The organism is Williamsia sp. Y844 (assembly GCF_056786475.1).
This window is the reverse complement of the sequence record NZ_JBXCJB010000001.1, coordinates 1,177,139-1,189,539: the sequence shown is the minus strand read 5'-3', so window position 1 is coordinate 1,189,539 and position 12,401 is coordinate 1,177,139. Positions and strand designations below refer to the sequence as shown.

At 64.0% G+C, this 12,401-nt stretch carries 11 protein-coding genes; 10 read left to right on the top strand and 1 reads right to left on the bottom strand.

All coding sequences use genetic code 11. From position 1 onward, the window contains the following. The first annotated feature begins 2 nt into the window (after positions 1–2). From AC1TQG_RS05285 to AC1TQG_RS05270, 4 genes are all read left to right on the top strand, one after another. Entirely contained in the window at positions 3–818 is an 816-nt protein-coding gene (locus AC1TQG_RS05285) for a type III pantothenate kinase (protein WP_482135879.1), read from the top strand. Positions 819–996: 178 nt separating this feature from the next. Further along, positions 997–1,431, top strand: coding sequence for a hypothetical protein (locus tag AC1TQG_RS05280; protein WP_482135878.1), 435 nt, complete (start codon positions 997–999; stop codon positions 1,429–1,431). A 133-nt stretch (positions 1,432–1,564) separates the two neighbouring features. Next, the gene (gene lysS / locus AC1TQG_RS05275; RefSeq protein ID WP_482135877.1) at positions 1,565–3,100 is read left to right on the top strand and encodes a lysine--tRNA ligase; all 1,536 of its coding nucleotides are present in this window, start codon (positions 1,565–1,567) and stop codon (positions 3,098–3,100) included. A 152-nt stretch (positions 3,101–3,252) separates the two neighbouring features. Then, positions 3,253–3,591 (top strand): histone-like nucleoid-structuring protein Lsr2, encoded by a 339-nt coding sequence (locus tag AC1TQG_RS05270; protein ID WP_482135876.1) that lies wholly within the window; start codon positions 3,253–3,255, stop codon positions 3,589–3,591. Positions 3,592–3,857: 266 nt separating this feature from the next. On the opposite strand, the gene AC1TQG_RS05265 is transcribed toward AC1TQG_RS05270, so the two are convergent. Then, positions 3,858–5,459: a FadD3 family acyl-CoA ligase gene (locus tag AC1TQG_RS05265; protein WP_482135875.1), complete on the bottom strand. Its 1,602-nt coding sequence runs from the start codon at positions 5,457–5,459 to the stop codon at positions 3,858–3,860. A gap of 130 nt (positions 5,460–5,589) precedes the next feature. Between AC1TQG_RS05265 and AC1TQG_RS05260 the strand changes: the two genes are divergently transcribed. The 6 genes from AC1TQG_RS05260 (at position 5,590) to AC1TQG_RS05235 (ending at position 12,391) form a co-directional block, all read left to right on the top strand. After that, positions 5,590–6,843 (top strand): acyl-CoA dehydrogenase family protein, encoded by a 1,254-nt coding sequence (locus tag AC1TQG_RS05260; protein WP_482135874.1) that lies wholly within the window; start codon positions 5,590–5,592, stop codon positions 6,841–6,843. Further along, complete coding sequence (locus tag AC1TQG_RS05255; RefSeq protein ID WP_482135873.1) at positions 6,840–7,652, top strand: SDR family oxidoreductase; 813 nt, start codon at positions 6,840–6,842, stop codon at positions 7,650–7,652. The genes AC1TQG_RS05260 and AC1TQG_RS05255 overlap by 4 nt, the downstream gene beginning before the upstream one ends. Positions 7,653–7,690: 38 nt before the next feature. After that, positions 7,691–8,845 carry an acetyl-CoA C-acetyltransferase gene (locus AC1TQG_RS05250; protein WP_482135872.1) on the top strand — a complete coding sequence of 385 codons (1,155 nt, stop codon included), beginning with the start codon at positions 7,691–7,693 and terminating at the stop codon, positions 8,843–8,845. 260 nt (positions 8,846–9,105) lie between these two features. Next, positions 9,106–10,617 carry an aldehyde dehydrogenase family protein gene (locus AC1TQG_RS05245; protein WP_482135871.1) on the top strand — a complete coding sequence of 504 codons (1,512 nt, stop codon included), beginning with the start codon at positions 9,106–9,108 and terminating at the stop codon, positions 10,615–10,617. Between the two features lie 195 nt (positions 10,618–10,812). Further along, on the top strand, positions 10,813–11,367 hold the full coding sequence (locus AC1TQG_RS05240; protein ID WP_482137265.1) for a TetR/AcrR family transcriptional regulator: 555 nt from the start codon (positions 10,813–10,815) through the stop codon (positions 11,365–11,367). Between the two features lie 43 nt (positions 11,368–11,410). Then, the gene (locus AC1TQG_RS05235; protein WP_482135870.1) at positions 11,411–12,391 is read left to right on the top strand and encodes a DUF389 domain-containing protein; all 981 of its coding nucleotides are present in this window, start codon (positions 11,411–11,413) and stop codon (positions 12,389–12,391) included. Positions 12,392–12,401: the final 10 nt, after the last annotated feature.

The window sequence follows — 12,401 nt, the reverse complement described above, 5'->3', positions numbered from 1 at the left end:
TCATGCTGCTCGCCCTGGACGTCGGTAACACCAACATCCACCTGGGTGTCTATTCCGGGCGCGGTGACCATGCCCGTCTGATCCGGGACTGGCGGATGCGGACCGAACCGCGGATGACCGCGGACGAACTCGCACTGAATCTCCGGGGGCTCCTGGGCCCCGACGTCGACCAGGTCACGTCGGTGGTCGGCCTGTCCACCGTGCCATCACTGCTGCGTGAAATGCGCGTGATGGTCGGGAAGTACTACGGCGCCGGACCCCATGTTCTCCTTGAACCCGGTGTGCGGACCGGGGTTCCGCTGTTGGTCGACAACCCGAAAGAGGTCGGCACCGACCGGGTCGCGAACGCGCTCGCGGCCTACACGGCCTATGGGCGGGCCTGCATCGTCGTCGATTTCGGGACGACAACCCTGGTCGATGTGGTCTCGGCGAAGGGTGAGTTCCTCGGCGGCGCCATCGCGCCGGGCATCGACCTGGCCGTGGAGGCGCTGGCCACCGCGACGGTGACGTTGCGCAAGGTGGAGTTGTTGCCGCCGCGCAGTGTGGTCGGCAAGAACACCATCGAGGCGTTGCAGTCGGGCATCCTCTACGGATTCGCGGGACAGGTCGACGGGTTGGTGACCCGGGTGCGTCGGGAGATCCGCGGATTCGGCCCCGCCGACGATGTGGCGGTGGTCGCCACGGGGTATCTCGCACCGCTGGTGTTCGACGAGTGCGAGACATTGCAGCATCATGAGCCGACGCTGACGCTGGACGGTCTGCGGCTGGTCTACGAGCGGCAGCGCGAAAGTCGCGGCAAGACACGGTCAGATCACTGATCTCTCGCAGGCCCCGGTCCTGTGATCGTCCCCACTGGTGCGAGCCGAATCGATGTGGCAGAATCTCGACCGTGATGAACCGGAGCTGTCAGGAGTGTTGTCGGGGCTAACGCCTCTCGATGACCCCTAACATCCGATTCTGGCGCTCTGTCGCCGATCATTCTCGAAAGCACCCACCATGTCTGTGCTCACGGCACCCATCTCTTCCGCTGCTCCCGTGTCCGCTCCGGCGGCGGCGCCCCTCTCCATCTCGGCTGATCAGTTCGGGCCCGCCTTGCAGGCCGGCGCGATCGCCGTCGACATCCGCAGTCAGCGTGTCCGCGATACCGACGGAATCCTCATGGGGGCGTTGGCCGTTCCCGCCGAGAACGTCCTCGACCGCTTGACCCCCGGCTCGCCCGCCTCTTTGTCGAGCGCCACCACCGCTGCGCGCTGGGTCTTGGTCGGCGCGGACGGCCACGACGCGGAGATGCTGACCTGGCACCTGCAGGCGCGAGGCATCGTCGGAGCCCGTTTTGTCGTGGGTGGTCAGCGGGCATTGGCCCGAGGCGTCACACCCGGTCTACTCGGCGAGCACACCCGGCGCGAGCTGGATGCCTACTCGGCGCACTGATCCTCTCGCCCTGGCCGGAAGTGGTTGCGGCTCGGAGCGGGACCGGGATTTGTGACTGTGGTTTGTGACTGTTTGTCTACGCTTGACCTTGGCGAATGGATCGCGAAGCGCTCCGGCCGATAGGGTCGTTGGCGTGAACGAAGACCGTGGCCAGCGCCGCACCAACACAGATGCAGACACTGTCAAAGACCAGACGCCGGAACAGCTGCGTATCCGTCGCGAAAAGCGGGATCGGATGCTCTCGGCAGGAACCGAGCCCTACCCGGTTTCCGTACCGCGAACACATTCATTGGCGCAGGTCCGGGCAAAGTACCCCGACCTCGAGACCGACACCGCCACGGGCGACCATGTTGGTGTCGCCGGCCGTGTGATCTTCGTCCGCAACACCGGCAAGCTGTGTTTTGCCACGTTGCAGGAGGGTGACGGCACGCAGTTGCAGGCCATGATCAGCCTCAACGGTGTTGGCGAGGAGTCCCTCGCGGCGTGGAAGTCCGACGTCGATCTCGGTGATTTTGTCTTCGTGCACGGTGAGGTGATCAGTTCCCGCCGTGGCGAGCTCAGTGTTCTCGCGGACAGCTGGCAGATGGCGTCGAAGGCGCTGCGGCCGCTTCCGGTGGCACACAAAGAGATGAACGAAGAGGCTCGGGTGCGTGCGCGTTACCTCGATCTCATCGTCCGGCCGGAGGCCCGTGCCATGGCCCGGACCCGGGTTGCGGTCATGCGAGAGTTGCGCGCCGCACTCGAACGCCGCGGTTTCCTCGAGGTCGAGACACCGATGCTGCAGACATTGCACGGCGGCGCCGCGGCCCGTCCGTTCGTGACGCACTCCAATGCCATGGATATCGACCTCTACCTGCGCATCGCGCCGGAACTCTTCCTCAAGCGTGCGGTGGTCGGCGGGATCGAGAAGGTCTTCGAGATCAATCGCAACTTCCGCAACGAGGGTGCCGACTCCACCCATTCGCCGGAGTTCGCGATGCTCGAGACGTATGAGGCGTACGGCACCTACGACGACTCGGCCACGATGATCCGGGAGATCATCCAAGAGGTCGCGCTCGCTGCGTTGGGCACGCTGCAGCCGTTGATGGCCGACGGAACGGTCAATGACCTGCGCGGCGAGTGGACCTCGGTCGAGATGTATCCGTCGTTGTCGCAGGCCCTCGGTGAAGAGATCACGCCGGCCACCACGGTGGAACACCTGCTGGCGGTGTGCGCCCGGGTTGGGCTCGAGATCCCGGAGGGCAAGGGCTATGGCCACGGGAAACTCGTCGAAGAACTGTGGGAACACCAGGTCGGGGACACGCTGTCGGGACCGGTTTTCGTCCGGGACTTCCCGGTGGAGACCTCGCCTTTGGTCCGAGAGCATCGGACGAAGCCCGGCGTCAGTGAGAAATGGGACCTCTATGTTCGTGGTTTCGAATTGGCAACCGGGTATTCAGAATTGATCGACCCGATCATTCAGCGGGAGCGGTTCGTCGACCAGGCCAGGCTTGCGCGGGCCGGCGACGACGAGGCAATGGCGCTCGACGAAGAGTTTCTTGCCGCGATGGAGCAGGGGATGCCCCCGACGACGGGGACCGGAATGGGGATTGATCGACTTCTCATGGCGCTTACCGGTCTTGGGATTAGGGAAACGATCCTCTTTCCACTCGTGAAGCCGCAGCATTGATAATTTTCTAAACTCGTTAGTGCGTTATTCGCGCGAACAAGATATTCGCGCTATGCTGTCGGCCAATAGGCGGCCTCCATGAATATGCTCGTTCCGAGTTGTGTTCTGAGAAACCGTCTTGTATGTCGGGGAGCCATCAAGAATGGAGTGTTATGGCTAAGAAGGTTACGGTCACGCTGGTCGACGATGTCGACGACAGCAAAATTGCGGACGAGACCGTCGAGTTCGGTGTAGACGGTGTCACTTATGAGATCGATCTGTCGACGAAGAATGCAGACAAGCTGCGTGACGACGTCGCACGGTGGGCAGAACATGCACGTCGGGTCGGTGGGCGTAAGCGTCCCAAGGGCCTCAGCGTCGCAGGTAAGGCCCCAGTCGACCGTGAGCAGACTGCGGCGATCCGTGATTGGGCGCGGCGCAATGGGCACCCGGTATCGGCTCGTGGACGTATCGCGGCCGGTGTTGTCGAGGCCTACAACGAGGCGCACTGACTCAATGAGTTGAGTTCAGACTCTGTCTGAAAGGCGGGCGGTCCGAGTATTCGGACTGCCCGCCTTTTTCTTTCGCAAGTGTCGGTTGGGGAATTACTAAAACGCACTCCACAGTAAACACTTGGGAAAGAAATGATCTTCGCGATCACTTTTGCACTTTAGTTTCTTTTTTCTGAACGTCAGCGACATTTAATCGATGCGTCAGGATTGTGCGGTTGAAGCAAACGTTTGAAACCCTGGAAAGGTTCGCAAAGCGCACGGATTTTTTAGCGGAGTTCGCGCTTCAGGATCTTCCCCGCCGCATTACGCGGGAACTGTTCGACGAACACCACGGAACGCGGGATCTTGAAGTTCGCCAGTTTCCCTCGGGCGTTTGCCAATATCAACGATTCGTCCACCGATGCCCCCGGGGCGACCGACACATATGCGCGCCCGACCTCGCCGAGACGTTCGTCCGGTACACCGATCACGGCGGCCTCGGTCACGCCGTCGATCCGGGACAACACTTGCTCGACCTCGGCGGGATAGACGTTGAATCCACCGCAGATGTACATGTCCTTCGAGCGGCCGGTGATGGACAGGTTGCCGCGGTCGTCGATGGTCCCGATGTCGCCGGTGTGGAGCCAACCGTCGGAGTCGATCGCTTCCGCGGTGGACACGGGGTCCTCGAGGTATCCGGCCATCACCATCTTTCCTCTGGTCAGCACCTCGCCGCTGTCGGACAGCCGGATCTCCATACCCCGGAACGGGCGTCCGCAGGTGTTGGCGACGGTTTCATCGTCGTCGTCCGGCGTGCAGGTGGTGACAAAGCCGCCCGCCTCCGTGAGGCCGTAGGCCGTGATGACGGTGTCGATGCCCAGATCGCGCTGCATCCGTTCGACCAGGACCACCGGGACGATGGCCGCCCCGGTGACTGCCAGGCGAAGTGAGGAGAGGTCGAACTCGCCTCGACGAGGAGCGTCGAGAAGTGTCTGGAAGATGGTCGGCGCTCCGGGGAAGACCGTCGCGCGGCGCTCCTGGACCAATTGCATCGCGGCGTCGGTCGAGTACACCGCGAGCGGCAACATGGTTGTGCCGTTGAGTAGGCAGGCCAGGATGCCTGCCTTGTATCCGAAGGTGTGGAAGTAGGGATTCGCCATGACGTAGCGGTCGCCGGGGCGCAGGCCTCCGTTGTCGGCCCAGGCCCCGGATCCGGCAATGGTCTGCTGGTGCTCGGCGAGGACGCCTTTGGACCTCCCGGTGGTACCGGAGGTGAACAGGATGTCGGAGTAGTCCGTGGGGGCCAGCGCGGCGGCCCTGCGGTCGGCCTCACTGTGATCGTGGGAGGCGGCAGTATCGAGGAAGTCGTCCCAGTCGATACCGATGGCCCCGCGTTCGTCGTCGGGCTGCAGGCGGATGCGCAGGGTGGCGACAAGGTCGGTTGCTGCCGCCAGGTCGCCGCCTGCCTCGGCCGTGAGTTCACCGAGTCGATCGGAGCCCAGGAACACGCCTGCGATCACCAGGGCGCGCGCATGGGTGCGCTGGATGATCTCCAGGGCTTCGGTGGCGGTGTAGCGGGTGTTCAGAGGGACCAGGGTGGCGCCTGCGTAATGGATGCCAAGGGCGGCGATGGGCCAGTGATGACTGTTGGGCGCCCAGATCGCCACGCGGTCGCCGGGGGCGATGCCCTGTTCGGCCAGGGCGGTGGCGAAAGTGCGCACCGTGCTCAGCAGTTCCGACCAGGTGAGCGACACCGTCTCGCCCCACTGATCGTCGATGATGGCGGTCTGGTCGGGCCAGAGCCTCGCAGCTCGTATCAACGCCTGTGGCGTAGTTGTCACTTCTTCGGACTCCACGCTTGCTGCTGACTGCTGCGGTCCCACAGACATAATTCCTCCCGGTGCTCTCACCTGCTCAAAAGGCTAATACCTGTGCCGGAGGCAACAGGCTCGTCGCAAAAACCTAGCACTTGCTTGGGTAGTAAACCGAGCAAGTGCTTGGTCGGCTACGCTGAGTTGCATGACGGCGATCAAGCTCGCTGACCGAGGCGTGGACCTGGGACGATGGGACGGATCGGCGGCCGAATTCTCGGACGCTGTGCGATCCTGGCTCGATGAACACCTGTTGGGTGAGTTCGAGCATCTGAAGTCCCGTGGTGGGCCCGGCAGTGAACACGAATTTTTTGGACCCCGACTGGCCTGGGATCGGCTGCTGGCGAAGGCGGGGTGGACCTGCCTCGGCTGGCCAACCGAGTTCGGTGGCCGCGGGGCCACCATCGAGCAGCGGATCCTCTTCCATCAGGAATACGCGCGCTCCGGCGCTCCGGCGCGGGTGAGTCACGTCGGTGAGGAACTCCTCGGGCCCACGCTGATCGCGTTCGGGACGCAGGAGCAGAAGGAACGGTTCCTGCCGCCGATCACCACGGTCGACGAGCTGTGGGCGCAGGGCTATTCCGAGCCCGGCGCCGGTTCCGACCTGGCCAACATCTCCACGACGGCCCGTCTGGAGGACGGCAAGTGGGTGATCAACGGACAGAAGGTCTGGACCTCGCTCGCGCATGTCGCGCAGTGGGCGTTCGTCCTGTGCCGCAGCGAACCCGGTTCGACACGGCACAGTGGACTGAGCTTCCTGCTCGTCCCACTCGACCAGCCCGGTGTGACGGTGCGTCCCATCCAGCAACTCACCGGCACCTCCGAGTTCAACGAGGTCTTCTTCGACAACGCCACCACCGAGGCGAGTCTTGTGGTCGGCGCGCCGGGCGACGGCTGGAAGGTCGCGATGGGGCTGCTGCAGTTCGAACGTGGTGTGTCCACGCTCGGCCAGCAGGTCGGATTCTCCCGTGAACTGAGCGAGATCGTTGAGATGGCCAAGTCGAACGGCGCGGCCGACGATCCGGTCATCCGCGAGCGGATCGCCCGCGCCTGGCTTGAACTCCGCGTGATGCGGGCGCACGTGCAACGCACGCTGGCCGCGGTCGACACCGGCGGGTCCGGCGGCGAGGCCTCGGTGGCCAAACTGTTGTGGGCCAACTGGCATCGCGATCTCGGTGAGCTCGCGGTAGCCGTCCAGGGTCCGTCCTCGCTGATCGCTCCGGACGCCACCAGTGAGGGCGCGCCGAACAACATCTTCGATCCCGGGAACGTCGAGCTCGACGTATGGCAGCGTCTGTACCTGTTCACCAGGTCGGACACCATCTACGGCGGATCAAATGAAGTGCAGCGCAACATCATTGCCGAGCGCGTGCTCGGACTACCTCGAGAGGCACGATCGTGACAGTTGAACATCGCCCCAGCCCGCTGGCGACGGCCCCGGAAGAGATTCCCGGCCACGGACTCCTGGCCGGACGGAAGGTGGTTGTCACCGCGGCAGCCGGAACCGGCATCGGATTCTCCACCGCGCGACGTGCGCTCCTCGAAGGCGCCGACGTGGTGGTCAGCGACTGGCACGAACGGCGGCTGACGGAGACCGCGGACAAGCTGCGCGCCGAATTCGGTGGGCAGACCGTGGCGCAGGTCGTGTGCAACGTCCAGGAGACCTCGCAGGTCAACGCTCTGATCGAAACTGCCGCAAGCGAATTGGGTCGGATCGACATCCTGGTCAACAATGCCGGCCTCGGCGGTGAGACCCCCGTGGTCGACATGAACGACGACGAGTGGGATCGCGTCATCGACATCACCCTGAACGGCACCTTCCGGGCGACCCGCGCGGCACTGCGCTACTTCCGTGACGCACCGCACGGGGGTGTCATCGTCAACAATGCGTCGGTCTTGGGATGGCGAGCCCAGCACAGCCAATCCCATTACGCGGCAGCCAAAGCCGGTGTGATGGCGCTAACCCGCTGCGCTGCGATCGAAGCCGCCGAATACGGCGTGCGGATCAACGCGGTGGCACCGTCCATCGCGCGGCATCCGTTCCTGGCGAAGGTGACCAGCGAAGAGCTGCTCACCGACCTGGCCTCCCGCGAGGCCTACGGGCGGGCCGCGGAGGTGTGGGAGATCGCCGCCACCATCGCGATGCTCGCCAGCGACTACACCACCTACCTCACCGGTGAGGTCGTCTCCATCTCGAGCCAGCGCGCCTGATCTCGCTGTCCCAACGTCGAATATAGAAGGAGCACAACATGTCTTCGCCCCAGGCTTACATCGTCGATGCGTTGCGTACCCCGGTCGGGAAACGGAACGGTTCGCTGGCCAAGGTCCACCCCGCCGATATGGGTGCACACGTCATCTCCGCCCTCGTCGAGCGCACCGGCATCGATCCGATGACCGTCGACGACGTCATCTTCGGCTGCGTCGATGCAATCGGCCCGCAGGCGGGCAACATCGCCCGCAGCGCCTGGCTGGCCGCCGGCCTGCCCCTGGAGATCCCCGGCACCACCGTCGATCGCCAGTGCGGATCGTCGCAGCAGGCCATCCACTTCGCCGCCCAGGCCGTGATGAGTGGAACCCAGGACGTCGTCGTGGCCGGTGGCGTGCAGAACATGAGCGCCATCCCGATCTCGGCGGCGATGCTCGCCGGTGCCGAATACGGGTTCACCAGTCCGTTCGCCGGGTCGGTCGGCTGGGACAAGCGTTTTGGTGACGCAGAGATCTCCCAGTTCGTCGGTGCCGACATGATGGCCAAGAAGTGGGACATCAGCCGCGACGACATGGAGCGCTGGGCACTGCAGTCGCACGAGCGCGCCCGCGCCGCCATCGCAGCAGGCCGCTTCGATGCCGAGACGGTTGCACTCGGCGACTGCGTCGTCGACGAATGCCCCCGCGAGACGTCGCTGGAGAAGATGGCCTCACTGCAGGTCCTGGCCGAGGGCTCGGATCTCACAGCCGCCGTCGCCTCACAGATCTGCGACGGTGCGTCGGCAACCTTGGTCGTCTCCGAAGCCGCCCTCAAGCAGTACGGCCTGACCCCGCGGGCCCGGATCCACCACATCTCGGTTCGCGGCGCCGACCCGGTGATGATGTTGTCCGCGCCGATCCCGGCGACCAAATACGCCCTGGCCAAGGCCGGGCTGACCATCGACGACATCGATGTCGTCGAGATCAACGAGGCTTTCGCACCCGTGGTGCTGGCCTGGCTCAAGGAGACCGGGGCCGACCCGGCCAAGGTCAACCCGAACGGCGGCGGCATCGCCCTCGGGCATCCGCTGGGCGCCACCGGAGCCAAGCTCTTCGCGACGCTTCTGCACGAACTCGAACGCACCGGCGGCCGCTACGGCCTCCAGACGATGTGTGAGGGCGGCGGCACCGCCAACGTCACGATCATCGAACGGCTCTGACGGGTTCAGTCGGTTCGCCGCGGTGTGAGGGCGGCGGCACCGCCAACGTCACGATCATCGAACGGCTCTGACGGGCAGTATCGGTCTTGCGCCTTTTCTCGTGCCGCCCACCTGCAAGTGCAGGTGGGCGGCACAAATTCAGGTGGCGCGAGATCGGCAGTGGCGCACTCGGTGTGAGGTAGCGCATACTGGTTTGCGACAGACTTGGAGTTTCGTTCCAATGTCCCGCAGATGACCAACGGCTCGTGGAGGTTCCCGCAATGACAAAACCGGTAGATGTGGCAAAGCAGCAGGTCCGAGACGAGACGTCGGCGGATACGTTGTCGCTGCAGGCGTTGCTCGAACTGCAGCGCACGGCATTCCTGCGGGACGGAATCCCCGATGCCAAGACCCGTATCGATCGGATCAATCGGCTCCAGTCGCTGCTCCTCGACAACGCGGAGGAGATCGCCGAAGCGCTCAACGACGACTTCGGCACCCGTCCCCGTGAACTGTCGATGGCAGCGGATATCGCCGGCTGCATGATCGACCTGGCACACCAGAAGAAGCACCTCTCCGGGTGGATGAAGACATCGACGCCGGGTAAATGGTTGGCCCGCGCCGGCCTGCGACAAGAACTGCGGCACGACCCCAAGGGTGTTGTCGGGATCATGGGTCCGTGGAACTTCCCACTGCAGCTCACGATCGTGCCTGCCGGATCAGCGTTCGCTGCCGGTAACCGCGTACTGATGCGTCCGTCGTCGGTCACCGCCAAGACCACGGCCGTACTGGCGAAGCATGCGCCGAAATACTTCGAGCTCGAAGAGCTGGCCGTGTTGACCAGCGCTCATGGTGGTGGGTCCGACTTCGCAAAACTCGAGGTCGATCACATGTTCTTCACCGGATCGCCCGATGTGGGCGCTTCGGTCGCCGCGGAGGCAGGTAAGAACCTGGTGCCGGTGACACTCGAACTCGGTGGCAAGAATCCCGTGGTCGTGGACATCGACACCGATATCGCCAAGGCCGCCAACGGGGTCGCCGATGCGCGTCTGGTCAATGGTGGCCAGGTCTGCCTGTGCCCCGATTATGTGTGGGTACCGGAGTCCAAGGTCGGCGAGTTCACCGACCGTGTGCTGGCCCGCTGGCGCACCAACCTGCCGACGATCAAGGACAACCCGCAGTACACGTCGACGATCAACGAGAAGAACTTCAACCGCATCGTCGGCCTCATCGACGATGCCGAAGCTCTCGGTGCCACCAAGCATCAGGTGATCCCGGTGGGGGAGAAGCTGCCTGACGCCCAGGCGCGCAAGATCCCGCCGACGCTGCTCACCGGCGTCAAGGCCGGCATGAAGATCGAAGAGGACGAAGTCTTCGGTCCCGTCCTCACGGTGTACCCCTACCGGCAACTCGACGAGGCGATCACCCACATCAGCAGCCATCCGCACCCGCTGACGATGTACTGGTACGGCGACTACAACGACCGCTTCACCAAGCTCGCCGACTCGACCCGCTCGGGTTCGATCAACGGAAATGACTTCGCGGTCAACATGTTCGGCCCGGATCTGCCGTTCGGCGGTATCGGCCGCAGCGGTATGGGTAACTACCACGGCAAGTTCGGCTTCGACACCTTCTCGCACACGCGGGCCATCGCCTTCTCGTCGTTGAAGATCACCGTTTCGGAGATGATGTCGGCGCCGTTCACGTCGCGTGACACCAAGACCACCAACTTGCAGCTCAAGGCATGGAACTTCTTCACCAAGCGATCCATCAAGAAAAACGGCAAGAAGTAACCTTGTAGGTCGGACGGATTCCGCCACCTGCGGCGAACCTCTACCGGCAGCCAGGCAACCAAGCGCTTGCTAGGCTATCGATGGAGGTGGTCGCAGGTGGCGGAAAGCCGCGGGACAAAGAAGCAGGGCGCAGGCCAGGCGAGAAAGACCGGTGCGGCTGATGCGGCCAATGGTCGTCCGTCGCGGCGTGATGAATTGCTGGCGGTGGCAAGTGGACTGTTTGCCGAACGTGGACTGCGGACCACCACGGTCCGTGACATCGCCGATGCGGCGGGCATCCTCTCCGGCAGTCTGTATCACCATTTCGACTCCAAGGAGTCGATGGTCGACGAGATCCTGAGGTCGTTCCTCGATTCGCTCTTCGAGACGTATCACGAGGTGGTCGCGGCCGGTATGCCGGCGCGAGAAACCTTGACCGCCTTGGTGATCGCGTCGTTCGAGAGCATTGACCGCGATCATTCTGCGGTGGCGATCTACCAGGATGAGGCCAAGCGACTCGCCGGCCAGGAACGGTTTTCGTACATCCAGGATCGCAACGTCGAGTTCCGCACCCTGTGGAGCGATGTCCTGACCAGGGGTGTGGCCGACGGCAGTTTCCGGCCTGATCTCGACACCGAACTGGTGTACCGCTTCATGAGAGACACGGTCTGGGTTGCCGTCCGCTGGTATCGCCCGGGTGGTGAGCGGGCCGCCCGCGAGGTGGCCGACCAGTATTTGAGTGTCGTGCTCGACGGGATCGTGCCACGCTGACCGCTTCGTCGTTTCGGCGGGTGCGCCGTGGCAAGCTGTCGGAATGCTGCAGATACGGGTCATCGCCCCAGGTGAACACGCAGATCGCATCGTAGGACTTCTCTGCGAGGACACCGCTGTCAGCAACGTGACGGTACATCGTGGCGTGTCGGTCAAGCCCCAAGGCGATGTGATCGAGGCCTACATCGCGAGGGAAGGCGCCAACGAGGTCGTCGATATGTTGCGGGACATGGGAATTCACCGGTTCGGCAGTGTCCATCTGGCCCCGGTTCCGACGTGGGTCTCTCAGAGTGCTCGAGAGGCCGACCAGGTGACACCGGGGGCGAGTGCAGATGCGGTTGTCTGGGCCGATGTGACGCAGCAGGCCTACGACGACTCCGAATTCAATTGGACCTTCGCAAGTTTCATGGTTCTGGCGACCGTGCTGTGTGCGGTGGCCATCGTCCTCGATTCGAGCATTCTCCTCGTCGGTGCGATGGTCCTCGGCCCCGAGTTCGGGGCTGTGGCCGCGCTTGGAGTCGCGCTGGTACGCAGGCGGATGACGCTTCTCGGACGTGCATTGATGACACTGAGTGGTGGATTTCTGCTCGCCATCGCGGCCACGACCATCGCAACCCTCGTCGTGCGTGGCTTCGGCTGGGTGACGGTGGCCGATGTGACCGAGTCCCGGCCCGACACCGACTTCATCTACACCCCGGACAAGTGGTCGTTCATCGTTGCCGTGATCGCGGGGATCGCTGGGGTGCTGTCGCTGACATCGGCCAGGCTCGGTGGGCTGTCCGGGGTCTTCATCTCGGTGACGACCATTCCCGCCGCAGGCAACGTCGCACTGGGGTTGGCTTTCGGAGTTCGGGACGCGGTCGTCGGCAGCAGTTTCCAGCTCGTGATCAACCTCTTCGGGATGGCCATTGCGGGCTGGTTGACGCTGGCGGTGCAGCACATGGTGTGGGCCAGGGTCTCGGCGTACCGCGCCACCCTGCCCATCGGTCGAAGGCTGGGCGATCGGTGGCAACGGGACCCGTGATGGGTGCAGG

What these genes read in the sequence shown, in the direction of transcription:
- AC1TQG_RS05285 (WP_482135879.1), top strand. Translation starts at nt 3, where the DNA reads ATGCTGCTCGCCCTGGACGTCGGTAACACCAACATCCACCTGGGTGTC.
- AC1TQG_RS05280 (WP_482135878.1), top strand. Translation starts at nt 997, where the DNA reads ATGTCTGTGCTCACGGCACCCATCTCTTCCGCTGCTCCCGTGTCCGCT.
- AC1TQG_RS05270 (WP_482135876.1), top strand. Translation starts at nt 3,253, where the DNA reads ATGGCTAAGAAGGTTACGGTCACGCTGGTCGACGATGTCGACGACAGC.
- AC1TQG_RS05265 (WP_482135875.1), bottom strand. Translation starts at nt 5,459, where the DNA reads ATGTCTGTGGGACCGCAGCAGTCAGCAGCAAGCGTGGAGTCCGAAGAA.
- AC1TQG_RS05260 (WP_482135874.1), top strand. Translation starts at nt 5,590, where the DNA reads ATGACGGCGATCAAGCTCGCTGACCGAGGCGTGGACCTGGGACGATGG.
- AC1TQG_RS05250 (WP_482135872.1), top strand. Translation starts at nt 7,691, where the DNA reads ATGTCTTCGCCCCAGGCTTACATCGTCGATGCGTTGCGTACCCCGGTC.
- AC1TQG_RS05245 (WP_482135871.1), top strand. Translation starts at nt 9,106, where the DNA reads ATGACAAAACCGGTAGATGTGGCAAAGCAGCAGGTCCGAGACGAGACG.
- AC1TQG_RS05235 (WP_482135870.1), top strand. Translation starts at nt 11,411, where the DNA reads ATGCTGCAGATACGGGTCATCGCCCCAGGTGAACACGCAGATCGCATC.